Raw genomic sequence first — 25928 nt, 5'->3', positions numbered from 1 at the left:
TTGTAGGCCCGGTCAGCGCAGCGCCACCGGGCGAAAGAGTGTGCTATTTAAACAGCGCGTGTACGTTGTTTTGTTTGTAATTGAGCGTCGGATGTAGCTCGGCAATCTCAAACGACAGCGCCAGATAGCGGTTCTCCATCAGGTCGGCGAAGTGGGCTTTAATCAGCCCAAACAGCATTTCGCCGACTTCCTGACGGCTCTCCAGGCTGCGCCCGGCGCCGATTTTCAGCGTCATATGTACAAACGCGTAATCATGCTTACCGTCAGCCATCTGCCAGGTATCCAGCCAGTGGGCGCGACTGCGGATACCGCCGATGGGGAAAATTCCGGTGGCGGCCAGCGCCTCGTTTACCTTGCTGAACAGGCCGGGTAAATCAGCCTGCTCGCGAATATTTTCAGTACATTCAGCAATAAAGTGCGGCATAACCCCCCCTTACGCAGGCAGCGGGAAAACAGCGTTCACCTGGCCGGTACCGGAGCTGGCGAACAGGTCGGTGATGAACTCCACCTTGCCGTCGTATTTGTCCCAACCCAGCATTCCCAGCAGCATGACCGTGTCGTGCATGTTGCCTTCGCCGTAGCAGTAGTCGGCGTACTCCGGCAACATGGTGCAAAACTCCTTGAATTTGCCCTCGCGCCACAGCTTGACCACGCGCTCGTCCATCTGATGATCAAACTCGCGGGTATAGCTGTTCATCCCCTCTTCCGCCCGTTGGTCGTCAATAAAACGGTGCGACAGAGAACCACTGGCGAATACCGCTACGGTACCGTCATATTTCTCAATCGCCTTGAGAATGGCTTCGCCCAGTCTGCGGCTGTCGGCAAAATCATGCACAGTGCAGAACGCCGAGATGGAGACCACTTTGAAGTGCTTGTCGCTGTTCATGTAGCGCATCGGTACCAGCGTGCCATACTCCAGCTTCAGGCTCGGGATGTTATGCGCTTTAGCGCGCACGCCCAGTTTGACTGCCTCGTCGGCGATCAGGTGGCCGAGCTCCGGATTACCGTCATAGTCATAGGTCATGTCGCGAATAAAGTGCGGCAATTCGTTGCTGGTATAGACGCCCTGGAAATGGTCGGCACAATTAATGTGGTAAGCGCTATTCACCAGCCAGTGGGTGTCGAATACGATAATGGTGTCAACGCCCATTTCGCGGCAACGCTTGCCAATTTCAATATGCCCATCAATGGCTGCCTGACGACAACCGTAATTTTTTCCCGGCAGTTCAGAAAGATACATCGACGGCACGTGGGTAATTTTTGCTGCTAACGCTAACTTGCCCATATCAAACTCCCCATTTTGGGATAGGATGGTCGCCCATTGAGATGCAGACGTTTTTCATTTCCGCAAACACTTCGAAGCTATATTCGCCGCCTTCGCGCCCGGTACCGGAGGCTTTCACGCCGCCGAACGGCTGGCGCAGGTCGCGGACGTTCTGGGTGTTGACGAAGACCATGCCGGCTTCAATCCCACGCGCCAGGCGCAACACTTTGCTCACGTCCTGGGTCCAGATATAAGAGGCCAGACCGTATTCCACGTCGTTCGCCAAACGTAACCCTTCCGCTTCGTCTTTGAATGGCAGCAGACAGGCGACTGGCCCAAAGATCTCTTCCTGCGCGACGCGCATACGGTTGTCGACATCGGCCAGCACGGTTGGGCGCAGGAAGTTACCGCCTTTCAGATGCGCAGGCAGGTCAGTGGGTTTTTCCGCACCGCCCGCCAGCAGCGTTGCGCCCTCTTCAATGCCGAGGCGGATATAACCGGAGACTTTTTCCCAGTGCTGTTGGCTAATCAGCGCGCCGACCTGAGTGTTCGGGTCGGTCGGATCGCCGACACGCAGGCGATTCGCGCGTTCGGCAAAGCGCTTCACGAACTCAGGGTAAATGCTCTGCTGGATAAAGATGCGCGACCCGGCGGTGCAGCGTTCGCCGTTGATCGAGAAGATGGTGAACAGCGCGGCGTCCAGCGCGCGCTCAATGTCGGCATCTTCAAAAATCAGCACCGGCGATTTGCCGCCCAGCTCCATCGAGTATTTTTTCAGGCCGGCATTTTTCATGATATTGCGACCGGTGGCGGTCCCGCCGGTAAACGACACCGCACGCACGTCATGGTGGCGTACCAGCGCATCGCCAGCAGTGGCGCCATAGCCCTGCACCACGTTCAGCACCCCTGCCGGAATTCCTGCCTCCAGCGCCAGCTCGCCCAGCCTGTCGGCAGTCAGCGGCGACAGCTCGGACATTTTGAGCACCGCCGTGTTACCCAGCGCCAGGCACGGCGCGACTTTCCAGGTCGCGGTCATAAACGGCACGTTCCACGGCGACACCAGCGCGCAGACGCCGACGGGCTGCACCAGCGTATAATTGAGCATTTTATCGTCAACAGGATAGGTCTTGCCGTTCATCTGCTGGCACACTTCGGCGAAGAATTCGAAGTTATGCGAGGCGCGCGGGATCAGCACGTTTTTAGTCTGGTGAATAGGCAGGCCGGTGTCGGCGGTTTCCATCGCCGCGATTTCCGGTACGTTCTGGTCAATCAGGTCACCCAGACGACGCATCAGGCGCGCGCGCTCTTTCATCGGCAGGTTGGCCCATTTCGGGAACGCCTCTTTGGCCGCCGAGACAGCCTGGTTCACTTCTGCTTCACCGCCGGAGGCCACTTCCGCCAGCACGTCACCGGTCGCCGGGTTAGTAGTCTGGAAGTAGTCGTTACCTGCAACGTTTTTGCCGTTAATCCAATGATTTATTTTCTTCATTTTGCACTCTCCTCACTGACGATTCGGTTAACCAGGCGACCCACGCCTTCTACTTCCACGACAACTTCATCCCCCGGCACCACATCGGACAGCCCTTTCGGCGTACCGGTGGCAATCATGTCGCCCGGTTGCAACGTCATAAATTCGCTCAGATAAGAAATCAGGAACGGGATGCTGAAGATCAGATCGGCGGTCGTCCCTTCCTGGCGCAGCTCACCGTTGACAAAGGTGCGTAACGTCAGGTTGTGCGGATCAGAAACCGCCTCTTTATCCACAATCCACGGGCCTATCGGCGTCAGGCCGTCGCGGCTTTTTACCCGCAGATTCGGACGGTAGTAGTTTTCCAGATAGTCGCGGATCGCGTAGTCGTTACAGACGGTGTAACCGGCCACATACTCCATGGCTTCGGCTTCGCTCACCTTACGCGCCGTTTTGCCAATTACCACGACCAGTTCGGCTTCATAGTGCATATATTCGACGTTGTTCGGGCGCACCGACGTTTGGTGATGTTCGGTAAAGGTGTTTGGCGCTTTGATAAATACCAGCGGCTCTTTCGGCGGCGTAAATGCCAGCTCGCTGGCGTGATCGGCGTAGTTCAACCCCAGCGCAAATAGCGTTCCCGTCGCTGACAGCGGCCACGTAAACGTCTGGTGGCGGGCGAATTCATCTTCTGCGACAACCGGATTTTCCAGAGCGGGTAAACCTTTCGCCAGAATACGCACCCGATCGCCGGGACGCAGCGCAACGCGATTCTGCGGTGTACCGAGTAAGATCGCATCGCCAGGGTTAAGCGTAGCGAACTCACTTAACGCGCTAAGCAGCTGTGCGGCGCTACGCTGTAAATCGGCAGTATTCCAGTGGTCCGCTTCTCGTCCGTTGATTTCCGTGATAATGGTGAGGTTATCCACATCACTCAGCGGCGCCATTTCACCCAACGGGCAAAAGCCATCGCGACATTTCGCTTTAATCGCCGGGCGATAAAAGCTCTCTTCCGGCAGGCTGACCTCGTTAGCCAGCGCATACCCGGCGATATAGTCCGCCGCCGCTTCAGGGCGTATCCGGCTGGCGGTTTTCCCCACAATGAGCGCCACTGTCGCGCCGCTCAGTACCTTTTCTCCCTGCGGATAAGGAATGGGTTCGCCGTGACGAATCACCGTATTACGCGGCTTGATGAACCACACTGCGGTTTTAGGCGGCTCATTATAGGGAGGCTGAGAGAAAGCCTCTTGCCAGGCATCAAGCTGGCTGCGATGGTTTAACGCAACGGCGAAAACAGTACCCTTCATACATAAACTCCTCAGGCCGATTTAACGGGCTGTGATTTCATTAATATATTAATGATTAGATTTATGCTTTCGCTGTACATTTAGCAAGCTGAAGTAAAGTATTTGTGATGTGATTAACAATATTTTCACAAAATAATAATTAAATGCATACATATCAAATAGTTAAATAAAACCCTTTGTTTCTGTTAAACTTTGGACATAAAACAGATGTCATAGCTCACATCGGTAAACACGATTATTCAGGTATTAATAATTCTGCAAAAGAGAAACGCTTATGCATGATTCATTAACCATCGCATTGCTTCAGGCGCGCGAAGCGGCAATGACCTATTTCCGCCCCATCGTTAAAAGCCACAATCTGACCGACCAGCAATGGCGCATTGTGCGAATCCTGGCCGATAGCCCCTCTATGGATTTTCATGAGCTGGCCTTTCGTACCTGCATTTTGCGTCCAAGTCTGACCGGAATATTGACGCGCATGGAGCGAGACGGACTGGTGTTGCGACTCAAGCCGGTTAACGATCAGCGTAAGTTATATGTCATGTTGACGGAGCAGGGACAAACGTTGTACGCCCGTGCCCGGAGCCAGGTTGAAGAGGCTTATCGAAAAATTGAGGCCGATTTCACGCCCGAAAAAACACAGCAATTGATGCTGCTGCTGGACGATCTTATTGCTCTGGGACGCCAGCATCCTGATAGCGAAGCGGAAGCATAGTATTCTTACCTTCCCACGCCGCCGACGCGGGAATCCCCTCCCGCTTACAACGTTGACGGCGATCGCATTTTACTCTTCTTCTTCGACGTTCATCTGAAAAGTACCCGCCGTTGTCCTGAAAGTCTCTTCACAGTTTACGCTTCTGCCTATTCAATTAAACAACAAATAAGAAACATATTATTAACAAAACATTCCGATTAACGAGGAAGAGGCCGCAATGAAACCTGAAGATTTTCGTACTGATAACAAGCGTCCGTTAACGGGCGAAGAGTATTTAAAAAGCCTGCAGGACGGGCGGGAAATTTATATTTACGGCGAACGCGTTAAAGATGTTACGACACATCCGGCATTCCGCAATGCCGCAGCCTCTGTCGCACAACTGTATGACGCATTACATAAACCGTCGATGCAAGATACCCTGTGCTGGAATACTGATACCGGCAGCGGCGGTTATACGCATAAATTTTTCCGCGTGGCGAAAAGCGCAGACGATCTGCGCCAACAGCGTGATGCTATCGCCGAGTGGTCACGCCTGAGTTACGGCTGGATGGGACGCACACCGGATTACAAAGCCGCCTTTGGTTGCGCTCTGGGCGCTAACCCAGCCTTCTACGGCCAGTTTGAGCAGAACGCCCGCAACTGGTACACCCGTATTCAGGAGACCGGCCTGTACTTTAACCATGCTATCGTCAACCCGCCCATTGACCGCCACAAACCTGCCGACGAAGTGAAAGACGTCTATATCAAGCTGGAGAAAGAGACGGACGCCGGGATTATTGTCAGCGGGGCGAAAGTCGTCGCCACTAACTCCGCCCTGACTCACTACAACATGATTGGTTTCGGCTCAGCCCAGGTGATGGGCGAAAACCCGGATTTTGCTCTGATGTTTGTCGCGCCAATGGATGCCGAAGGCGTAAAACTTATTTCGCGCGCCTCGTATGAAATGGTCGCGGGCGCGACGGGCTCGCCGTTTGATTATCCACTCTCCAGCCGCTTTGATGAAAACGATGCCATTCTGGTGATGGACAAGGTGCTGATCCCGTGGGAAAACGTATTAATTTACCGTGATTTTGATCGTTGCCGTCGCTGGACGATGGAAGGCGGTTTTGCCCGTATGTATCCACTGCAAGCCTGTGTTCGTCTGGCGGTTAAACTTGATTTCATTACCGCGCTGCTGAAAAAATCGCTCGAATGTACGGGTACCGTAGAGTTCCGGGGCGTGCAGGCCGATCTCGGCGAAGTCGTAGCCTGGCGCAATATGTTCTGGGCATTGAGCGATTCTATGTGTTCTGAAGCAACCCCGTGGGTAAACGGCGCCTGGCTACCGGACCACGCCGCGCTGCAAACCTATCGTGTCATGGCCCCAATGGCCTACGCGAAAATTAAAAATATTATTGAACGTAACGTTACCAGCGGCCTGATTTACCTGCCTTCCAGCGCCCGCGATCTGAATAATCCGCAAATCGACCAGTACCTGGCGAAATACGTACGTGGCTCTAACGGAATGGACCATGTTGAACGTATCAAAATTCTTAAATTGATGTGGGATGCCATCGGCAGCGAGTTTGGCGGTCGCCATGAGCTGTACGAGATTAACTACTCGGGCAGCCAGGATGAAATTCGTCTGCAGTGCCTGCGTCAGGCCCAGAGCTCCGGCAATATGGATAAGATGATGGCAATGGTCGATCGCTGCCTCTCCGAATACGATCAGAATGGCTGGACGGTTTCGCATTTGCACAATAACGACGACATCAATCAACTGGATAAGCTGCTGAAATAACGCGGCAGGAGGTTCTCATGCAAGTAGATGAACAACGTCTGCGTTTTCGCGATGCGATGGCAAGTCTGGCGGCAGCGGTCAACATCGTAACCACGGCGGGTCACGCCGGACGCTGCGGTATCACCGCAACAGCGGTCTGCTCCGTCACCGATACGCCGCCCTCCGTGATGGTATGTATTAATGCCAATAGCGCCATGAACCCCGTTTTTCAGGGCAACGGCAGGCTGTGCATTAATGTACTTAACCATGAGCAGGAGCTGATGGCGCGCCACTTTGCCGGTATGACGGGGATGGCGATGGAAGAGCGTTTTCACCAGCCATGTTGGCAAAACGGGCCGCTGGGCCAGCCGGTACTTAACGGCGCGCTGGCCGGTCTTGAAGGCGAGATCAGCGAGGTACAAACCATTGGCACGCATCTGGTGTATCTGGTGGCGATCAAAAATATTATTCTTAGCCAGGATGGGCATGGCCTGATTTATTTCAAACGCCGTTTTCATCCGGTCAGACTTGAGATGGAAGCGCCTGTTTAACCGTCACTCATGCCCACAAGCGGGATAACCACCGCTTGTGGGAGAAGAGTCGATACGCTGAAGATTTTTATTCCCGCCGCGATGTTTGCTCGCCATAAATCGCGGCGATTAATACAATCTAAGAGCCTATCCCACCAGGCGTTATTGGCGCAGCCAGTTTGGACACGGACAGCGCGCAAAAACCGGAGCGTACACGTAGTACGTGAGGTTTGACTCGCTACGCTCGCCCTTCGGGCCGCCGCAAGCGGCGTTCAAAACGCTAACGCGTTTTGGCGAGCACTGCCCAGGACCAAAATGGCAAGTAAAATAACCCTAATGGGATAGGCTCTAAATTAGCTCCCGCGATAGGTTGAATAACCATACTGACTTAATAACAGCGGCACATGATAGTGCTCATTCGTTTTGCTGATATGAAACTCGACGGGAATCTCCGGGAAAAACGTATCCAGTTTTTTACTTTCAAAATACTGGCCGGTTTTAAAAATAACGCGATAATCCCCCGGCGCGGCAGCTTTTTCGGGCCACAGTGCTTTAATACGTCCATCCTGGTCGGTATGCCCGGTGTTTAATTGCGTCCATCCGTTATCCTTTTTCTGCTCCAGTACCACCTCCACGCCGGGCGCCGGTTTGCCTGTTTGCTGATCGAGAATATGTACGCTGAGAATATTGTTGCCAGCGGCCAGCGCCATTGCCGGGGCTGCAACAAGAGATGCTATCACGGTAGCCAGTATATATCGTTTCATGCTTCACTCCTTTACGGTATTGATGCAGGAAAATATATCTGGCGCGTCCAGGATTAACCTTACACGGACATGACAATTATGTCATCTTGTTGGAGATTTACGGATTCGCTAACAAGCCTATGGCATACTGCGTTGATGAAGATTTTATTGATTGAAGATAACCAGAAAACCATTGAGTGGGTACGTCAGGGACTCACGGAAGCAGGCTATGTGGTTGATTATGCCTGTGATGGACGAGACGGATTACACCTGGCCCTTCAGGAACATTATTCATTGATTATTCTTGATATTATGCTGCCGGGGCTTGATGGATGGCAGGTTTTACGCGCGTTACGCACTGCGCATCAGTCCCCTGTTATTTGCCTGACGGCGCGCGACTCGGTTGAGGATCGCGTCAAAGGTCTTGAGGCGGGCGCTAATGATTACCTTGTTAAGCCTTTTTCCTTCGCCGAACTGCTGGCCCGGGTGAGAGCTCAACTCAGACAGCATGTCCCGGTCTTGACCCGACTGACGATCAATGGTCTGGACATGGATGCCACAAAGCAATCGGTGTCACGAAATGGCAAACCGATTTCCCTGACCCGCAAAGAATTCCTGCTCCTCTGGTTACTGGCGTCCCGGGCAGGAGAAATCGTGCCCCGAACCGCGATCGCCAGCGAAGTTTGGGGAATTAACTTTGATAGTGAAACCAACACCGTTGATGTCGCGATTCGTCGGCTGCGCGCCAAAGTAGACGATCCATTTGAAAAGAAGCTCATTATGACCGTCCGGGGGATGGGTTATCGATTACAGGCGGAAACGTCGCAGAATGGTTAAGTTATCAATGACGCTGCGCCTGACAATTTCTTTTATCGCCATACTTATCCTCGCCTGTACCGGCATTAGCTGGACGCTCTATAACGCGCTGAGCAAAGAATTAACGTATCGGGATGATATGACGCTAATAAATCGGGCGGCGCAAATGCAGCAACTGTTACTGGATGGCGCCAGGCCGGAAAATCTGCCGCTCTATTTCAATCGGATGGTGGATACGAAGCAGGATATCTTATTGATCCATTCAGCAACAGGCCACAATGTTGCGATTAATCATAGCGGCATCCCCGACCAACGCTTTAACGAGATTCCGCTGGCTAAAAACATCACCCGCGAAACCTTATTTCGCCAGGCGGTACAAGGCACGGAACTTACCGCGGTACGAGTAAACGCCAGAAGCGGCGATGACCCGCTGACCCTTACTATTGCCAGGCTGGCGACGGAAAGGCGGCAAATGCTGGCGCAATATCGCCGCAACAGTTTGCTGATGAGCCTTATCGCGATCCTCGTCTGTTCGGCGCTCAGTCCATTAGTCATCAGAAACGGGCTGCGGGCCATTACGTCGCTCAGCCGACTCACCGCGGCGACAGATAGCGGCACACTTCGCCAGCCGTTGGCGGAACAGGCGTTACCCGTCGAGCTCAGGCCGCTTGGACAAGCGCTAAATACTATGCGCCAGAAGCTTTCCGACGATTTTGAACGCCTGAACCAATTTGCCGACGATCTGGCGCATGAGCTGCGCACGCCGGTTAATATTTTACTGGGGAAGAATCAGGTGATGCTGAGTCAGGAACGCAGCGCCGAAGAGTATCAACAAGCCCTTGTCGATAATATTGAAGAGCTGGAGGGACTGTCGCGACTGACAGAAAATATTCTCTTTCTGGCACGCGCGGAGCACCAGAATATAGCGGTAAAAAAACAGCCTGTTTCGCTCAATGCGCTGGTCGAAAATATGCTGGATTATCTTAGCCCACTTGCCGAGGAGAAGCGCATCTGTTTTATAAATCAATGTCAGGGAACGGTATGGGCTGACGAAATATTATTACAAAGAGTGCTCTCAAACCTGCTGACGAATGCCATCCGTTATTCTGATGAAAACGCCGTGATACGTATTGAAAGCGCTTATGATGATAACGTTGCAGAAATTCGGGTCGCTAATCCGGGCAGCCACCCCGCCGATGCGGATAAGCTTTTCCGGCGTTTTTGGCGAGGAGATAATGCCCGCCACACTGCTGGTTTCGGCCTGGGGCTATCGTTGGTTAACGCGATTGCTCTATTGCACGGTGGCTCGGCATCTTACCGCTATGCCGATGAACATAATATCTTTTCGGTTCGTCTGCCTGATAGCGGTGATAGCTAAGGTCAGTACAGGTTCTGTTCCCCTTCCCTGCCACAGGGCTGTGGTTATCAATACAACCTCAATAAAGAGAAAATAAAGGATGCCGGCAAAGAATATTGCTGGCTCGATCACTTTCTCGGTTTCCAATCCAGGGTCAATTCATCCCATAACGCGTTATTCAGTGGGAACCTTTATGAAAAAGTATCTTGCATTCGCCGTTACGCTGCTGGGTATGGGTAAAGTCATCGCCTGTACTACCCTTTTGGTAGGCAATCAGGCTTCGGCTGACGGCTCCTTCATTATCGCGCGCAACGAAGATGGCTCGGCAAATAACGCCAAGCATAAGGTTATTCATCCCGTCGCGTTTCATCAACAAGGCGAGTATAAAGCACATCGGAACAATTTTAGCTGGCCGCTTCCGGAGACAGCGATGCGCTATACGGCAATTCATGACTTTGATACTAACGATAACGCCATGGGTGAAGCCGGTTTCAATTCGGCGGGCGTCGGAATGAGCGCAACGGAAACCATTTATAACGGCAGAGCGGCGCTGGCTGCCGATCCTTACGTGACAAAAACGGGAATCACGGAAGACGCCATTGAGTCCGTGATCCTGCCAGTGGCGCAATCGGCGCGTCAGGGCGCCAAATTACTGGGAGACATTATTGAACAAAAAGGCGCGGGCGAAGGTTTCGGCGTCGCGTTTATTGATAGCAAAGAGATATGGTATCTGGAGACGGGAAGCGGTCATCAATGGCTGGCAGTACGACTTCCGGCAGATAGCTATTTCGTTTCCGCCAATCAGGGACGTTTACGCCATTACGATCCGAATGATAACGCGAATTATATGGCGTCACCAACGTTAGTAAGCTTTGCGAAAAAGCAGGGATTATATGATCCGGCCCGCGGCGAATTCGACTTTCATCAAGCCTATTCGCAGGATAACAAAAACGATACCACCTATAATTATCCGCGCGTCTGGACGCTACAACATCAGTTTAATCCGCATCTGGATACGGTCGTTAGCGAAGGGGAAACATTTCCTGTTTTTTTAACGCCAATAACGAAAATTAGCGTGGCGGCAGTAAAAAACGCGTTACGCAATCACTATCAGGGAACGTCGCACGACCCTTATGCCAGTCATAACCCACAAGAATCATGGCGACCCATATCCGTTTTTCGTACCCAGGAGTCACATATTTTACAGGTCAGACCTAAATTACCGCAGGCTATCGGCAACGTAGAATACATCGCCTATGGAATGCCATCTCTTAGCGTCTATCTCCCCTATTATCAGGGAATGCGTCATTATCAACCCGGAGATGATAAAGGAACCGATCGGGCGAGCAACGACTCTACCTACTGGACATTCCGCACGCTGCAAACGCTGGTTATGCAGGACTACAATGCGTTTGCGCCAGATGTGCAACACGCCTGGAAAACATTTGAACAGCAAACAGCTAAGCAGCAGTATAAGATGGAACAGAGCTATCTGAGATTATATGCGTCGCATCCGAAAGAAGCGCAACGCTTACTGCAAAATTTTGAAGATAAAACGATGCAAAATGCGCAGACGCTCGCCCGTCGCCTGACCAATAATATTATTACGACAATGACTTACCGCACAGATATGAAATATCACTTTTCAAGTACGCAACCATAAATTTAATGACAATCTATTAGCCACTCATACACAATAAGATAAAGCGGCACCAGAATTAGCCAGATATAAAAGACAATAATTATTATAGATTCATAGAGAGGATAGTTTATGACACTCCAGGCAAATATCAGCAAAGAGATAAAAGCGGCAAAAACCCAAGAGGTATATAAGCACGTTGTTCTTTTCAAAATGGCCGCCCCCTCTTACATAAGACGATAACTACAGCTTATGTCCCGTGTTACATAACTTTTCCCGACAGGCCTCTTTTACCCATGCTGAAAAATTCCGCGTCTTTTCAGATTTCAACGCGAATTCTATCTGTTCAAGCATGGAATAGGAAAAACGAATATTTTTCGTCACGGTCTTACTTGTCCGGGGCTTTGCTGGCATACACACACCTGTATAACATTTGATGTAACGCCGTTACTTTACGCAGGAGTAAATCGGTGAATTTGATCTGAGTCAAGAAGGTGGGTTTTCAATAAAAGTTGTGCCATAAATTGTGAAGTTTGTAGATTTTATGAACATTTGATGTACCGATCTCCCCCCATGATCGCCACTACGTATGGACGTCAGGACACCTCCCCGCCTGATCAGAAGCGTTTCCTCATTAAAAAGGACATTTTTTTAAAGTTCCTGGTGCATAAAAGTCACATCCTTTTAAAGGGTTGTTAACCCTGTTGAATGTTCCCACTCCCCTATTCAGGAATATTAAAAACGCTATGCAAATACAGAGCTTCTATCACTCAGCTTCACTAAAAACCCAGGAGGCTTTTAAAAGCCTACAAAAAACCTTATACAATGGAATGCAGATTCTATCAGGCCAGGGCAAAGCGCCGGCTAAAGCGCCCGACGCTCGCCCGGAAATTATTGTCCTGCGAGAACCTGGCGCGACATGGGGGAATTATCTACAGCATCAGAAGGCATCTAACCACTCGCTGCATAACCTCTATAACTTACAGCGCGATCTTCTTACCGTCGCGGCAACCGTTCTGGGTAAACAAGACCCAGTCCTGGCGTCAATGGCAAACCAAATGGAGTTAGCCAAAGTTAAAGCGGACCGGCCAGCAACAAAACAAGAAGAAGCCGCGGCAAAAGCATTGAAGAAAAATCTTATCGAACTTATTGCAGCACGCACTCAGCAGCAGGATGGCTTACCTGCAAAAGAAGCTCATCGCTTTGCGGCAGTAGCGTTTAGAGACGCTCAGGTCAAGCAGCTTAATAACCAGCCCTGGCAAACCATAAAACATACACTCACGCATAACGGGCATCACTATACCAACACGCAGCTCCCTGCCGCAGAGATGAAAATCGGCGCAAAAGATATCTTTCCCAGTGCTTATCAGGGAAAGGGCGTATGCAGTTGGGATACCAAAAATATTCATCACGCCAATAATTTGTGGATGTCCACGGTGAGTGTGCATGAGGACGGTAAAGATAAAACGCTTTTTTGTGGGATACGTCATGGCGTGCTTTCCCCCTATCATGAAAAAGATCCGCTTCTGCGTCAGGTCGGCGCTGAAAACAAAGCCAAAGAAGTATTAACTGCGGCACTTTTTAGTAAACCTGAGTTGCTTAACAGAGCCTTAGCGGGCGAAGCGGTAAGCCTGAAACTGGTATCCGTCGGGTTACTCACCGCGTCGAATATTTTCGGCAAAGAGGGAACGATGGTCGAGGATCAAATGCGCGCATGGCAATCGTTGACCCAGCCGGGAAAAATGATTCATTTAAAAATCCGCAATAAAGATGGCGATCTACAGACGGTAAAAATAAAACCGGACGTCGCCGCATTTAATATGGGTGTTAATGAGCTGGCACTCAAGCTCGGCTTTGGCCTTAAGGCATCTGATAGCTATAATGCCGAAGCGCTACATCAGTTATTAGGCAATGATTTACGCCCTGAAGCCAGACCAGGTGGCTGGGTTGGCGAATGGCTGGCGCAATACCCGGATAATTATGAGGTCGTAAATACATTAGCGCGCCAGATTAAGGATATCTGGAAAAATAACCAACATCATAAAGATGGCGGCGAACCCTATAAACTCGCACAACGCCTTGCCATGTTAGCCCATGAAATTGGCGCGGTACCCGCCTGGAATTGTAAAAGCGGCAAAGATCGTACAGGGATGATGGATTCAGAAATCAAGCGAGAGCTCATTTCTTTCCATCAGACCCATATGTTAAATACTCCTGGCAGTCTTCCGGATAGCGGTGGGCAGAAAATTTTCCAAAAAGTATTACTGAATAGCGGTAACCTGGAGATTCAGAAACAAAATACGGGTGGAGCGGGAAACAAAGTAATGAAAAATTTATCGCCAGAGGTGCTCAATCTTTCCTATCAAAAACGAGTTGGGGATGAAAATATTTGGCAGTCAGTAAAAGGCATTTCTTCATTAATCACATCTTGAGTCTTGAGGTAACTATATGGAAAATTTATTAAATCGTTTATATGACGCGTTAGGCCTGGATGCGCCAGAAGATGAGCCACTGCTTATCATTGATGATGGGATACAGGTTTATTTTAATGAATCCGATCATACACTGGAAATGTGCTGTCCCTTTATGCCACTGCCTGACGACATCCTGACTTTGCAGCATTTTTTACGTCTTAACTACACGAGCGCCGTCACTATCGGCGCTGACGCAGACAATACTGCTTTAGTGGCGCTTTATCGCTTGCCGCAAACCAGTACCGAAGAAGAGGCGCTCACTGGTTTTGAATTATTCATTTCAAACGTGAAGCAATTGAAAGAGCATTATGCATAATTTAATACGTCAACATACTTTCTTAATGAGATAAAACGCGATACGTATGCCCTTTACAAGAGACAAAACCAGAATCTTTGGTGGAAATGTAAGGGGCAAACGTTCCTCTTTCTCATTTTGCTCTGTTTGCGGGAGCATTTTTAGTGTGTAAGTATTCCTGCTCATCAGGTTTTTACGCCATCTATGTGCATTTATTCTGCTATAAGTTGAAATACTGCAAAAAAATATTGGTACTTATTATTTTTTCTTTAAGTAAATTTTCGCTCAACAAACTTAATTGTTTATTCAATGATGATGAAGCGTAAGCTATGCTGGAAATGAAGGAAGTCAATAGCAAGGATAATCTTATTATTCACGGGTGATATTACTTCTGCTTCACCGTTATGGCAGATATCATCGCCTCTTGTCAGATGCCAGACACCTACTCATACTCAACCAAAGCTCTAAATACAAAAATCACCTTATATCTTTTTTTATTATTCCTTGTATAAATGTGACTTGACTCACACCTATAAGGAGTCGGCTCACTTCCATAAGAAGGAATCAAAATGCCAATAACTAACGCGTCCCCAGAAAATATATTAAGATATTTGCATGCGGCCGGTACCGGTACGAAAGAAGCAATGAAAAGTGCAACTTCACCACGCGGTATACTGGAATGGTTTGTCAATTTTTTTACCTGTGGTGGAGTAAGAAGAAGCAATGAAAGATGCTTTCAGGAGGTAATTGGAAAACTGACCACATCATTATTATATGTAAATAAAGATGCTTTCCTTGATGGTAATAAAATATTTCTGGAGGACGTCAACGGGTGTACTATATGTCTGTCATGTGGAGCAGCATCCGAAAATACGGATCCCATGGTCATTATTGAAGTGAACAAAAATGGAAAAACTGTAACGGATAACGTTGATAGCGAGAGATTTTGGAATGTATGTCGAATGTTAAAACTAATGAGTAAACATAATATACAACAGCCTGATTCACTTATAACCGAGGATGGTTTTCTGAACCTGCGCGGAGTAAACCTGGCTCATAAAGATTTCCAGGGGGAAGATTTGTCAAAAATAGATGCTTCTAATGCAGATTTCCGTGAAACAAATCTTTCTAATGTAAATTTAGTCGGTGCAATTTTGTGTTGTGCAAATCTACACGCTGTAAATCTAATGGGTTCAAACATGACTAAAGCAAACCTGACTCACGCAGACCTGACTTGCGCTAACATGTCCGGTGTAAACTTAACCGCTGCAATTCTATTCGGCTCAGACTTAACTGACACCAAACTAAATGGTGCGAAATTAGATAAGATAGCTCTAACTTTAGCGAAATCATTAACAGGAGCCGATCTGACAGGTAGTCAACATACCCCTACTCCACTCCCGGATTACAATGATAAAACGCTTTTTCCCCATCCGATATTTTAGTCGAGATAAAGGGATTTTATAAACAAGGAGTATTCAAACAGAAGCCCCCCTTGTTTTATTACATAAACCCCGCCCCTAAGTTTCATTATAAATAACATTTTCAGCGTATTACTTGTTGGCTTTGTCTGAATCATAGCGTTATCTGTATGTGGCACATTAACTAAAAACACTATTATTGTTTAATTTAAATAATTCATAATTGTAGTCAGGAAATAAGAAGTTATGCTTCCGGTCACCTACAGATTAATACCTCAAAGTGGAGTATCCACATATGGATTAAATACCGCAGATACACCTGTTTTCCCCGATATTCCCGAACATGCACCAAACCCCTCACGGCTACGCCTTGCTCATGACAGCCTTGCCATAAACAGTGAATTCCGTCTGGAGCCAGAGTGTGTGGTGGAGTACCTTATCTCAGGCGCGGGTGGAATAGACCCTGATACAGAAATTGATGACGACACTTATGACGAATGCTACGATGAACTATCCTCCGTACTTCAAAATGCGTATACCCAAAGCGAAACATTCCGCAGATTGATGAATTACGCATATGAAAAAGAACTACATGATGTGGAGCAGCGCTGGCTACTGGGGGCAGGCGAAGCCTTTGAAACTACCGTGGCTCAGGAACACTTCAAACTTTCAGAAGGCAAGAAAGTTATTTGTCTCAATCTGGACGATTCTGATGATTTATATACCGAACATTATGAAAGTAACGAAGGACCACAACTTTTTGACATAAAACGTTCATTTATTCATGAAGTTGTACATGCACTGACCCATCTTCAGGATAAAGAAGAAAATCATCCAAGAGGCCCTGTTGTCGAATATACCAACATTATTCTGAAAGAGATGGGGCATCCTTCACCTCCCAGAATGGCCTACATCTTCAATAAATAGACACATCAGGAAACGAGAAGAAACTAAAAACCCGCGTAGTCCGTTTTTTCGGGAAATATTCTAGCAGTATTTTCTAACTATATTCTAAGCGCCCAAAAAACAAGGGGTTACCTTTCGGTAACCCCTTGTTTAATCTGGCGGAAGCGCAGAGATTCGAACTCTGGAACCCTTTCGGGTCGCCGGTTTTCAAGACCGGTGCCTTCAACCGCTCGGCCACACTTCCGGAATGAGGCGCACTATAAACATCCCGGTGCGTCATGTAAAGACCGAATGTGTTCGTTTGCGTGAAAAACAGGCAAATTTTCGTTAATTGCCTGAAATAGCGGCACATTGACCATTTCTTCAACACAAAAACGGGCTTAATACGTGTTGATCGTCCCCACTGTTTTACCGCTGTGATTATCAATTTTTTATCGGTAACGCGTGGTTGGCGCTGCCGCCTGTTTTATGGCGTAGCGCCAGGCATGAGAAGACCGTTTTAACGACGGTAATCACCTGAAATCTCTTAAGGAAACTAAACGTAAACGAATGCGTAAAGATGGGTAAAACCACTGGGTGACAGTGACTATTTTTATTATTCTCCTTTATTAATTACATCTGTCATAAGAGAGTGACTAATGGATCGTATCATTACATCATCGCGTGATCGTAGCTCGCTACTGAGTACGCACAAAGTACTGCGCAACACCTATTTTCTGTTGAGCCTGACGCTGGCTTTCTCCGCAATTACCGCGACAGCCAGTACGGTACTGATGCTGCCCTCCCCCGGCCTGATTCTGACGCTGGTCGGTATGTATGGGCTGATGTTCCTGACCTATAAAACCGCCAATAAGCCGGTCGGTATCCTGTCTGCTTTTGCGTTTACCGGCTTCCTCGGCTATATCCTGGGCCCGATTCTAAACGCCTATCTGTCAGCAGGCATGGGCGATGTCATTGGCCTGGCGCTGGGTGGTACCGCGTTAGTATTTTTCTGCTGCTCCGCTTACGTTCTGACCACCCGTAAGGATATGTCTTTCCTGGGCGGTATGCTAATGGCCGGGATCGTCGTCGTGCTGATTGGTATGGTGGCGAATATTTTCCTGCAACTGCCTGCATTGCACCTGGCGATTAGCGCGGTGTTTATCCTGATTTCCTCGGGCGCTATCCTGTATGAAACCAGTAACATCATTCACGGCGGTGAAACCAACTATATTCGTGCGACCGTCAGTCTGTACGTTTCGCTGTACAACATCTTTGTCAGCCTGCTCAGCATTCTGGGCTTCGCCAGCCGCGACTAATCGACATTCCCCTCTTCCAGCCCTGCTTATGCAGGGCTTTATTTTTTGCTACACTGCCGTCCGTGTTGATTACGCAGTGAAACGTTATGTTGATCTTTGAAGGTAAAGAAATCAGTACTGATAGCGAAGGCTATCTGAAAGAGACGACGCAGTGGAGTGAAGCGCTGGCAGTCGCTATCGCCGCCAATGAAGGCATTGAGCTCTCTGCGGAACACTGGGAAGTCGTGCGCTTCGTGCGCGAATTTTACCTGGAGTTTAATACCTCTCCCGCCATCCGAATGCTGGTAAAAGCGATGGCGAATAAGTTCGGCGAAGAAAAAGGCAACAGCCGTTATCTGTATCGTCTGTTCCCGAAAGGCCCGGCAAAGCAAGCGACCAAAATCGCCGGTCTGCCCAAACCGGTAAAGTGTATTTAATACCGAATACTGAAGCCTGTTAGCGTCTCGCGAGGGCTGTGCGGTTCAGTGAGGATTTTGTCCACACGAGCAGAGCGCGGCCCGCCCTCTTTCAGCCACTTGATGAGTTTTTCCACCTGCGCCGCGTCGCCACAGGCCACTACTTCTACGCTTCCGTCATCCATATTCTTCGCATAGCCGGTTAACCCCAGCCGCTGCGCCTCATGCTGCGTGGTATAGCGAAACCCGACTCCCTGAACGCGACCATAAACCCAGGCGATAATGCAGACGTTCGACATGATGGTTCTCCTTTCATAATCAACGGTGAAGACGCATACAGGACATACTTAACGTACCTGACTGGGCAGACACCCATAATGTTGGCGGAATCTGGCCGTAAATCTCGACCCCGACAGGTAACCGCACCGTAGCGCTATTTCGCCGATCGGCAGCGTCGTCGATTGCAGTTGAGAAAGCGCGCAGGACATGCGCACCTCTTCAACAATTTGTCGATAACTCTGCGATTCGCGCTGCAAACGTCGACGCAGCGTCGATGTTCCCATAGCAAGGCGGCGGGCTATCTCCTGGGCTGTCCATAGCTTAGCAGGTGAGAGCATAATCAGTTGCCGCACCTGCTCCGTGAGGGTGTAACGCCGTTCAATAAGCAGCGGTCCCGCCGCGCCATCATGCAAAAGCGCTAACAGTAACCCCATCGCCTGATGTTCCTGTAGCCCAACGGGTAAACCCTGGCGCACAGCATCCAACACGTTCTCCCACATAAATGTCAGGCTACGGCTCATCGGCGTACACAGCGATGTCAGGTTTGCCGGTGGATAATCCTGAACGTACATCGTTTTAAAGCGAGCAATAATCTCCGGTGAAAGTAACAACAGGTCGGAGCGAAAACCGTTCTGCGCAGGCTGATTAATAATCTCCAGCGGCGTGTTCGCCGGAATAATAATCAACTCGCCCGGCCCGGCGACAAGGCGGCTATCATCCTGAATGATGACTTTACTGCCCTGCGTAATATGGCAGATAGCGGCGGAAAAAAGCGTAACACGATGCAAACGGTGCAGATGACTGGAACGCACCTCTGCCGTCGTAAGATCCTGATGTCGAATATGCATCTCCTGCACCGTGCCGTCCTCTATTTTATCTTCCGTATGTGGCCGTGAATTGTGCTTTCGCAATCACATGCGCGTTAAGCATAAACCCTACCAACGCGCCACTCGACTCACTGTCGAGCGGCAGTGTTGCCGTATTCAGCGCCCACACAGTAAACTGATAGCGATGAGGCTTATCGCCCGGCGGCGGACAGGCGCCGCCAAAGCCAGCATAACCGAAATCATTCCGTCCCTGCACCACTCCAGCGGGTAACGTTTTTTTATCAGCCCCCGTCGGCAGGTCGTGAATCTGCGCAGGAATATTCACCATCGTCCAGTGCCACCAGCCGCTTCCGGTGGGCGCATCAGGATCGAAGACGGTAATAGCGTAGCTTTTGGTTCCGGCAGGCGAATTGCGCCAGCTCAGCTGCGGCGAAATATTTTCTCCGCTACAACCAAATCCTTTAAAGACATGCTGTTGCGTTAAACGAAAATCCGCCGGAATATCCGCGCTACTGAGGCTAAACGCCGACGCGGCAGATACGCTGCCACTTAATGCCATCATTGCGGCTGCGGTCAAAGAGAAGACTGTTTTCATTGTATTTCCTTCTTCATGTAAAGAAATAACACTATAAAAAGCGCCCATTGAAGAAACTGTGCCTTTACGATTCTATTTTGTGCAGAAACGCTCACCGCCATACGCTGGTGATTGCCCCTCTTATCTGTGCTACCCTACGCGCCATTTCGTTTTCACGGTCCCTGGCTGGAGCTATCATCCGGCTCGCGTCACTGTTTGTGAGAGGTTACTCCGCATGACTGAATCTACATTTCCGCAATATCCCCGTTTAGTCCTCAGCAAAGGGCGAGAAAAATCTTTACTCCGCCGCCACCCATGGGTCTTTTCCGGCGCCGTCTCCCGCCTGGAAGGCAAAGCCAACCTCGGTGAAACTATCGATATCGTCGACCATCAGGGAAAGTGGTTAGCACGCGGCGCCTGGTCGCCAGCATCTCAGATCCGCGCGCGCGTCTGGACATTTGATAAAGCAGAATCCATTGATATTGCGTTTTTCACCCGCCGCCTGCGCCAGGCGCAGCAGTGGCGCGACTGGCTGGCGAAAAAAGACGGCCTGGATAGCTATCGTCTGATCGCCGGTGAGTCCGATGGCCTGCCTGGCGTCACTATCGATCGTTTTGGTCATTTTTTGGTGCTGCAACTGCTCAGCGCCGGGGCCGAATATCAACGTGCCGCATTAATTAGCGCTCTGCAAACATGCTATCCGGATTGCGCTATTTACGATCGCAGCGACGTCGCCGTGCGGAAAAAAGAAGGGATGGCGCTGACGCAAGGTCCGGTCACTGGCGAACTGCCGCCTGCGCTTCTGCCAATTGAAGAACACGGTATGAAATTACTGGTCGATATCCAGGGCGGCCACAAAACCGGTTATTATCTTGATCAGCGCGACAGTCGTCTGGCGACGCGCCGCTACGTGGAAAATCAGCGGGTACTGAACTGCTTCTCTTATACCGGCGGTTTTGCCGTGTCGGCATTAATGGGCGGTTGTCGCCAGGTTGTCAGCGTGGATACCTCACAGGATGCGCTGGATATCGCCAGGCAAAACGTTGAACTGAACCAACTGGACTTGAGCAAAGCCGAATTCGTGCGCGATGACGTGTTTAAGTTGCTGCGCGCTTACCGTGAACACGGCGAAAAATTCGACGTCATCATCATGGACCCGCCCAAATTCGTCGAAAATAAAAGCCAGTTAATGGGGGCCTGCCGGGGCTATAAAGACATTAACATGTTAGCGATTCAACTGCTCAATCCGGGCGGCATACTGCTGACATTCTCTTGCTCCGGACTGATGACCAGCGATTTATTTCAGAAAATCATTGCCGATGCCGCAATAGATGCCGGTCGTGATGTACAATTTATAGAGCAGTTCCGTCAGGCCGCCGATCACCCGGTGATCGCCACCTACCCGGAAGGGCTGTATCTGAAAGGGTTTGCCTGTCGCGTCATGTAACTTGAAAAGTGGAATAGTATCCTCATATAAAGGGTATCTATTTCCCGGGAGGTGACTATGATAGCCAGCAAATTCGGTATCGGCCAACAGGTCCGCCATTCCCTGTTAGGTTACCTCGGAGTGGTCGTCGATATCGACCCGGAATATTCGCTTGATGAACCGTCGCCTGATGAACTGGCGGTTAACGACGAACTTCGCGCCGCTCCGTGGTACCACGTGGTAATGGAAGATGATGATGGTCAGCCAGTGCATACTTATCTGGCCGAGGCCCAGTTGCGAAGCGAAATGCGGGACGAGCATCCAGAACAGCCATCGATGGATGAACTGGCGCGTACCATTCGCAAGCAGCTTCAGGCGCCGCGACTACGTAACTGATTGTATGTAAAAGGCCGGAGAGCGATATCCGGCCATTTAAACTTTTATTTCGCCAGCCCCAGGCGAGGGATCTCAATCGCCGGGCAGCGATCCATCACCACGGTCATGCCTGCATCCCGCGCCAGTACCGCCGCCTGCTCGTTGATCACGCCAAGCTGTAGCCACAGCGTTTTTGCGCCGATGGCGATAGCTTCCTGCGCGACGCCCCATGCAGCTTCAGAGTTGCGAAAAACATCCACCATATCGACTTTTTCGGGAATGTCCGCCAGCGTGGCATACCCCTGTTGCCCCAGCAATGTCTTACCTGCGACTTTTGGCGCAACCGGAATCACATGGTAGCCCTGTTCAAGCAGGTATTTCATTACCCGATAACTTGGACGATCGGGTTTATCGCTCGCACCTACCAGCGCGATAGTGCGAGTGGACGTCAATACATCAGCAATATCGGTCTCTTTCATCATCTTTCTCCTGGCTGTTTTGCAAAGTGTACGACAAACCTGACATAGCAACCATTCATCCCATACCGATGTATGAGAGCAAAACGCCAAAATATGTCTATATGTTAGTAAACATGATCTAAGAAAAATTTCGATACATTATTAGCCAGACGGCCTTTGGACAGGAGAACCTTATGAAAACCGGCGCGCTAACCACCTTCCTTGCTCTCTGTTTGCCGGTGACTGTTTTTGCCACAACGCTCCGTTTGTCGAATGAGGTTGATCTGCTGGTGCTGGACGGCAAAAAGGTGTCCAGCTCTTTATTACGCGGCGCAGAGAGCATCGAACTGGAAAACGGGCCGCATCAACTCGTTTTCCGGGTGGAAAAAACCATCCGCCTGTCCGGTAATGAAGAGCGGCTTTATATTTCTCCGCCGCTGGTGATAAGTTTCGATACCCAACTGATAAGTCAGGTCAATTTCCAGCTCCCGCGGCTGGAAAACGAGCGCGAAGCCTCGCATTTTAACGCGGCGCCGCGTCTGGCGCTTTTGGACGGCGACGCCATGCCCATTCCGGTAAAACTCGATATTCTGGCCATTACTTCTACGGCTAAAGTGGTCGATTATGAAATAGAGACCGAGCGTTATAATAAATCGGCGAAACGCGCCTCGCTTCCTCAGTTCGCCACGATGATGGCAGACGACAGCACATTACTTTCCGACGTCTCAGAGCTTGATACCGTACCGCCGCAATCACAAACTCTGACAGAACAGCGGCTGAAATATTGGTTCCGACTGGCCGACCCGCAGACACGCCATCATTTTCTGCAATGGGCGGAAAAACAGCCGCCCTCTTGATATGAGTTGCCCCAGCGCGCAATTTTTTTGTCTTTCTCTTGCAGCATCAAGCGCTTCCAGTAATCTGTAGACAGGTTAACTACGGAATCGAATTATGGAACTGACGACTCGCACCTTGCCGACGCGCAAACATATCGCGTTGGTTGCTCACGACCACTGCAAACAGATGTTAATGAACTGGGTGGAACGCCATCAGCCGTTGCTGGAAAAACACGTTCTTTATGCAACCGGCACCACGGGGAATCTGATCCAGCGCGCAACCGGTATGGACGTTAATGCGATGCTGAGCGGCCCGATGGGCGGCGACCAGCAGGTTGGCGCGCTCATTTCAGAAGGGAAAATCGACGTGTTGATTTTCTTCTGGGACCCGCTTAACGCGGTACCGCACGACCCCGATGTCAAAGCGCTACTGCGTCTGGCCACCGTATGGAATATCCCTGTCGCCACTAACGTCTCAACGGCGGACTTTATCATCCAGTCCCCGCATTTTAATGACGCTGTAGATATTCTTATTCCGGATTATGCGCGTTATCTGGCCGAGCGCCTGAAATAACCGCTACGCGGGCGGGATGCTGTACCGCCCGCGCTTTAGGGCTTCCTCGCCACCGGCACATCCAGCTGTTTAAGCGCCTCCACAAAGCGCGAGGGATTATCTTTATTAAAAAGCAGCCAGACCCGCGCACGCGCGCGCGTCAACGCCACATATAACAACCGCCGCTCTTCAGCGTCCGGAAAATCCTCAACCTGAGGAAGAAGCGCACTTTCCATAATGGACTCTCGCGCCGGGGCGGGGAAACCGTCGTTACCCTCCTGCAATCCGACAAGAATCACGTAATCGGCCTGTTGGCCTTTGCTGGCATGGATAGTCATGAAATCTATCTGTAACTTTGGCCAGCGAGTCGCCGCTTTTTGTAGACTCGCGGGTTTCAGATGGTGATAGCGCGCCAGCACCAGGATACGTTCATCCTCCTTCGCATAGCCGGATAATTTATCCAGTAACGCGTCCAACTGGCTTTCATCCAATAACGTCACCGCTTTTTTATCGCCTGGGGTCAGACTATTTAACGGTTTTTTAAGCTGGTGCGGATTCTGCTGTACAAAGCGATTGGCAATATCGCCAATCCGACTGTTAAAGCGGTACGTGGTGTCCAGGTGGCAATGCTCGCCCTCGCCGAACGTCTGATGAAACGCCGTCGTTAAGGAGAGCTGCGCCCCGCTAAAACGGTAAATCGCCTGCCAGTCATCGCCAACGGCAAACAGCGTAGTCTGGCTATTCTGCTTGCGCAGCGCCTCTAACAGCGCCGCCCGTTGCGGGGAAATATCCTGAAATTCATCGACCAGAATATGCTTCCACGGGCTGATAAAACGCCCTTTTTCGAGAATCACCATTGTCTGATGGAGCAGCCCGGAGAAATCAACGGCATTTTCCGCTTTCAACGCGCTTTTCCAGGCCTTTAGCAGCGGCGCCATCAGCTTAATGCGTTTGCCAAACAGCTCGCGGCACTCCTCTGGCGCGCCAGCGATCATTTCTGCCTGCGCGCCGCCGTGCATACGCATCAAACTGACCCAACGATCCAGGCGAGGGGCCAGACGCCGCTGCAATGTCTCATCGTCCCAGAAATTACCTTCCGGCACTACCCACTGCATCTCCTCTTCCAGCCACTGACGCCAGCCTTTGGCCTGCGCTTTTTTCTCGCTACACTGCTGACGCCAGGTGCGCAGAAATAGCTGATGCCGCGCGGTGGCGTCACTTTCCAGCTTACTGACAACCGGCGCTTTTTTACTGCCTTGCTGAATAATATACAGCGCCAGCGAATGGAACGTACGGGCAGTAATCTCTTCCGTATGTAAGCGCTCGCGGATACGCTCATCCATCTCCTCTGCCGCCTTGCGACCAAACGCCAGTAAAAGAATTTGCCCCGCATCGGCTTGTCCGCGCGCCAACAGCCAACCCGCGCGCGCCACCAGCACCGAGGTCTTACCGCTTCCCGCGCCCGCCAGTACCAGTAACGATGATTCCCCGTTAACCACCGCCCTGGCCTGGGAAGGATTAAGCGGAGAAGATTCTATCTGCGTAAAAAAGTCGGCATGCGCTTCCAGCATGGCATCAGCATACGCCTGATTATGCTGCTGCCGACTTCCCTCGCTATCCTGTAACCAGGCCAGACACTTACGCCATATCTCGCGACAGTGAGCAAACTCCTCCAGACGTGAGACCGGCAGCGGCAAGGCGGCAAACGTCTGGCGAATTTCGTGTTCCAGCCCCCGAACGCGTTCACGGGTAAGCCATTGGTTTTCGCCCGTTCGCTCACTAATACGCGCCCATTGCTCCTGCAATGCCTGCGCGGCGACATCACTCATCTCCTGGCTCCAGCGACGCCAGTGCGCGTCCAGATAGCGATGGAATTGCTGGGTTTCCGACCACTCGGTACCGTGCAAACGTACGACTTTATCCTCCGGCAGGACAAACTCCAGCTCGCCCCATACCAGCCCACGCTTACAGTGAATCGCCAATAACTGATTGAATGGAATAAGATATTCATGCCTGTCGCCAGACACTTTCACCCCAGCGTTGAGGATCACGGCACGATCATACGGGTGTTGCGCCAGACGTTTTCCAAGAGAAGTTGCTTTCAGTTCCATGACTCAGCGAATCCAGACGTAAAGATGTGCTTATCAGTGTAACCGCCAGAGAAAACGTGCTCCAGTCTAAAAAAACGTTACAATTGCCCGCAGTGATAGAAA

The 25928-nt window shown here is 50.5% G+C and carries 28 protein-coding genes, 1 tRNA gene and 1 pseudogene; 17 read left to right on the top strand and 13 right to left on the bottom strand.

What is annotated here, in order from left to right; translation table 11 throughout:
• Window positions 1-43 precede the first annotated feature (43 nt).
• Genes ACLD4F_RS00510 through hpaG form a run of 4 tightly spaced genes read right to left on the bottom strand, consistent with a single transcriptional unit; the run spans window position 44 to window position 4039 of the window.
• Window positions 44-424: a 5-carboxymethyl-2-hydroxymuconate Delta-isomerase gene (locus ACLD4F_RS00510; RefSeq protein WP_001119852.1), complete on the bottom strand. Its 381-nt coding sequence runs from the start codon at window positions 422-424 to the stop codon at window positions 44-46.
• Between the two features lie 9 nt (window positions 425-433).
• Window positions 434-1285, bottom strand: a complete 852-nt coding sequence (gene hpaD, locus ACLD4F_RS00505) for a 3,4-dihydroxyphenylacetate 2,3-dioxygenase (RefSeq protein WP_000517001.1) — start codon at window positions 1283-1285, stop codon at window positions 434-436.
• A 1-nt stretch (window position 1286) separates the two neighbouring features.
• A complete protein-coding gene (hpaE, locus tag ACLD4F_RS00500; protein ID WP_079944642.1) occupies window positions 1287-2753 on the bottom strand; it encodes a 5-carboxymethyl-2-hydroxymuconate semialdehyde dehydrogenase in 1467 nt (488 codons plus the stop codon).
• The gene (gene hpaG, locus ACLD4F_RS00495) at window positions 2750-4039 is read right to left on the bottom strand and encodes a 4-hydroxyphenylacetate degradation bifunctional isomerase/decarboxylase (RefSeq protein WP_000679213.1); all 1290 of its coding nucleotides are present in this window, start codon (window positions 4037-4039) and stop codon (window positions 2750-2752) included. The genes hpaE and hpaG overlap by 4 nt, the downstream gene beginning before the upstream one ends.
• Window positions 4040-4313: 274 nt before the next feature.
• Between hpaG and hpaR the strand changes: the two genes are divergently transcribed.
• The 3 genes from hpaR (at window position 4314) to ACLD4F_RS00480 (ending at window position 7064) form a co-directional block, all read left to right on the top strand.
• Window positions 4314-4754 carry a homoprotocatechuate degradation operon regulator HpaR gene (gene hpaR / locus ACLD4F_RS00490; protein WP_000543922.1) on the top strand — a complete coding sequence of 147 codons (441 nt, stop codon included), beginning with the start codon at window positions 4314-4316 and terminating at the stop codon, window positions 4752-4754.
• A 217-nt stretch (window positions 4755-4971) separates the two neighbouring features.
• Window positions 4972-6534: a 4-hydroxyphenylacetate 3-monooxygenase, oxygenase component gene (hpaB, locus tag ACLD4F_RS00485; protein ID WP_000801496.1), complete on the top strand. Its 1563-nt coding sequence runs from the start codon at window positions 4972-4974 to the stop codon at window positions 6532-6534.
• A gap of 17 nt (window positions 6535-6551) precedes the next feature.
• Complete coding sequence (locus ACLD4F_RS00480; protein WP_001195556.1) at window positions 6552-7064, top strand: 4-hydroxyphenylacetate 3-monooxygenase reductase subunit; 513 nt, start codon at window positions 6552-6554, stop codon at window positions 7062-7064.
• A 332-nt stretch (window positions 7065-7396) separates the two neighbouring features.
• Here ACLD4F_RS00480 and hiuH read toward each other — a convergent pair whose 3' ends face one another.
• On the bottom strand, window positions 7397-7807 hold the full coding sequence (hiuH, locus tag ACLD4F_RS00475) for a hydroxyisourate hydrolase (RefSeq protein ID WP_000833188.1): 411 nt from the start codon (window positions 7805-7807) through the stop codon (window positions 7397-7399).
• Between the two features lie 135 nt (window positions 7808-7942).
• Between hiuH and hprR the strand changes: the two genes are divergently transcribed.
• The 4 genes from hprR (at window position 7943) to ACLD4F_RS00455 (ending at window position 11841) form a co-directional block, all read left to right on the top strand.
• Entirely contained in the window at window positions 7943-8623 is a 681-nt protein-coding gene (gene hprR, locus ACLD4F_RS00470) for a response regulator transcription factor HprR (protein ID WP_139763215.1), read from the top strand.
• The gene (locus tag ACLD4F_RS00465; protein WP_023216403.1) at window positions 8616-9980 is read left to right on the top strand and encodes a heavy metal sensor histidine kinase; all 1365 of its coding nucleotides are present in this window, start codon (window positions 8616-8618) and stop codon (window positions 9978-9980) included. The genes hprR and ACLD4F_RS00465 overlap by 8 nt, the downstream gene beginning before the upstream one ends.
• A 172-nt stretch (window positions 9981-10152) precedes the next feature.
• Window positions 10153-11622 carry a C69 family dipeptidase gene (locus ACLD4F_RS00460; RefSeq protein WP_079944640.1) on the top strand — a complete coding sequence of 490 codons (1470 nt, stop codon included), beginning with the start codon at window positions 10153-10155 and terminating at the stop codon, window positions 11620-11622.
• Window positions 11623-11730: 108 nt separating this feature from the next.
• Complete coding sequence (locus ACLD4F_RS00455; protein WP_001579221.1) at window positions 11731-11841, top strand: hypothetical protein; 111 nt, start codon at window positions 11731-11733, stop codon at window positions 11839-11841.
• Here ACLD4F_RS00455 and ACLD4F_RS00450 read toward each other — a convergent pair whose 3' ends face one another.
• Window positions 11842-12012, bottom strand: coding sequence for a YlcI/YnfO family protein (locus ACLD4F_RS00450; protein ID WP_001111006.1), 171 nt, complete (start codon window positions 12010-12012; stop codon window positions 11842-11844).
• Between the two features lie 332 nt (window positions 12013-12344).
• Here ACLD4F_RS00450 and sopB point away from each other — a divergent pair, with 332 nt between their 5' ends.
• Window positions 12345-14030 carry an SPI-1 type III secretion system effector inositol phosphate phosphatase SopB gene (gene sopB, locus ACLD4F_RS00445; RefSeq protein ID WP_079944639.1) on the top strand — a complete coding sequence of 562 codons (1686 nt, stop codon included), beginning with the start codon at window positions 12345-12347 and terminating at the stop codon, window positions 14028-14030.
• Window positions 14031-14046: 16 nt separating this feature from the next.
• On the top strand, window positions 14047-14388 hold the full coding sequence (gene sigE / locus ACLD4F_RS00440) for a type III secretion system chaperone SigE (protein ID WP_076726376.1): 342 nt from the start codon (window positions 14047-14049) through the stop codon (window positions 14386-14388).
• 9 nt (window positions 14389-14397) lie between these two features.
• Here the strand turns inward: sigE and ACLD4F_RS00435 are convergent.
• Window positions 14398-14719: pseudogene (locus tag ACLD4F_RS00435) on the bottom strand (hypothetical protein).
• 217 nt (window positions 14720-14936) lie between these two features.
• On the opposite strand from ACLD4F_RS00435, the gene pipB reads away from it, so the two are divergent.
• Together pipB and pipA are read left to right on the top strand one after the other, a co-directional pair.
• Complete coding sequence (gene pipB, locus ACLD4F_RS00430) at window positions 14937-15812, top strand: SPI-2 type III secretion system effector PipB (protein ID WP_079965479.1); 876 nt, start codon at window positions 14937-14939, stop codon at window positions 15810-15812.
• A 222-nt stretch (window positions 15813-16034) separates the two neighbouring features.
• On the top strand, window positions 16035-16715 hold the full coding sequence (pipA, locus tag ACLD4F_RS00425) for a type III secretion system effector protease PipA (protein WP_079944637.1): 681 nt from the start codon (window positions 16035-16037) through the stop codon (window positions 16713-16715).
• 135 nt (window positions 16716-16850) lie between these two features.
• Here the strand turns inward: pipA and ACLD4F_RS00420 are convergent.
• Window positions 16851-16938, bottom strand: a tRNA-Ser gene (locus ACLD4F_RS00420).
• A 394-nt stretch (window positions 16939-17332) separates the two neighbouring features.
• Here ACLD4F_RS00420 and yccA point away from each other — a divergent pair.
• Complete coding sequence (gene yccA / locus ACLD4F_RS00415; protein WP_000374046.1) at window positions 17333-17992, top strand: FtsH protease modulator YccA; 660 nt, start codon at window positions 17333-17335, stop codon at window positions 17990-17992.
• A gap of 86 nt (window positions 17993-18078) precedes the next feature.
• Entirely contained in the window at window positions 18079-18408 is a 330-nt protein-coding gene (gene tusE, locus ACLD4F_RS00410) for a sulfurtransferase TusE (protein ID WP_000904446.1), read from the top strand.
• Here tusE and yccX read toward each other — a convergent pair.
• From yccX to ACLD4F_RS00395, 3 genes are read right to left on the bottom strand one after another with little or no spacing between them, the layout of a single operon-like run.
• A complete protein-coding gene (yccX, locus tag ACLD4F_RS00405) occupies window positions 18405-18686 on the bottom strand; it encodes an acylphosphatase (RefSeq protein WP_000072884.1) in 282 nt (93 codons plus the stop codon). The genes tusE and yccX overlap by 4 nt on opposite strands.
• Window positions 18687-18734: 48 nt before the next feature.
• Entirely contained in the window at window positions 18735-19514 is a 780-nt protein-coding gene (locus ACLD4F_RS00400; RefSeq protein ID WP_000548082.1) for a helix-turn-helix transcriptional regulator, read from the bottom strand.
• A gap of 25 nt (window positions 19515-19539) precedes the next feature.
• Complete coding sequence (locus tag ACLD4F_RS00395; RefSeq protein WP_024158869.1) at window positions 19540-20088, bottom strand: YbhB/YbcL family Raf kinase inhibitor-like protein; 549 nt, start codon at window positions 20086-20088, stop codon at window positions 19540-19542.
• A 214-nt stretch (window positions 20089-20302) separates the two neighbouring features.
• Between ACLD4F_RS00395 and rlmI the strand changes: the two genes are divergently transcribed.
• Window positions 20303-21514 (top strand): 23S rRNA (cytosine(1962)-C(5))-methyltransferase RlmI, encoded by a 1212-nt coding sequence (rlmI, locus tag ACLD4F_RS00390; protein WP_000140480.1) that lies wholly within the window; start codon window positions 20303-20305, stop codon window positions 21512-21514.
• A 57-nt stretch (window positions 21515-21571) separates the two neighbouring features.
• The gene (hspQ, locus tag ACLD4F_RS00385) at window positions 21572-21889 is read left to right on the top strand and encodes a heat shock protein HspQ (RefSeq protein WP_000561983.1); all 318 of its coding nucleotides are present in this window, start codon (window positions 21572-21574) and stop codon (window positions 21887-21889) included.
• Window positions 21890-21933: 44 nt separating this feature from the next.
• Here the strand turns inward: hspQ and ACLD4F_RS00380 are convergent, their stop codons facing one another.
• The gene (locus ACLD4F_RS00380) at window positions 21934-22347 is read right to left on the bottom strand and encodes a CoA-binding protein (RefSeq protein ID WP_001537782.1); all 414 of its coding nucleotides are present in this window, start codon (window positions 22345-22347) and stop codon (window positions 21934-21936) included.
• Window positions 22348-22520: 173 nt separating this feature from the next.
• Here ACLD4F_RS00380 and ACLD4F_RS00375 point away from each other — a divergent pair, with 173 nt between their 5' ends.
• Together ACLD4F_RS00375 and mgsA are read left to right on the top strand one after the other, a co-directional pair.
• Window positions 22521-23183 (top strand): DUF2057 family protein, encoded by a 663-nt coding sequence (locus ACLD4F_RS00375; protein WP_000847736.1) that lies wholly within the window; start codon window positions 22521-22523, stop codon window positions 23181-23183.
• 94 nt (window positions 23184-23277) lie between these two features.
• Window positions 23278-23736, top strand: a complete 459-nt coding sequence (gene mgsA, locus ACLD4F_RS00370) for a methylglyoxal synthase (protein ID WP_000424187.1) — start codon at window positions 23278-23280, stop codon at window positions 23734-23736.
• A gap of 35 nt (window positions 23737-23771) precedes the next feature.
• Here the strand turns inward: mgsA and helD are convergent, their stop codons facing one another.
• Window positions 23772-25826: a DNA helicase IV gene (gene helD / locus ACLD4F_RS00365; RefSeq protein WP_079944636.1), complete on the bottom strand. Its 2055-nt coding sequence runs from the start codon at window positions 25824-25826 to the stop codon at window positions 23772-23774.
• Between the last annotated feature and the right edge of the window lie 102 nt (window positions 25827-25928).

Source organism: Salmonella sp. 741265050_HSA, assembly GCF_046569445.1.
GTDB lineage: Bacteria > Pseudomonadota > Gammaproteobacteria > Enterobacterales > Enterobacteriaceae > Salmonella > Salmonella enterica.
This window is presented reverse-complemented; position numbering and strand designations above follow the sequence as displayed.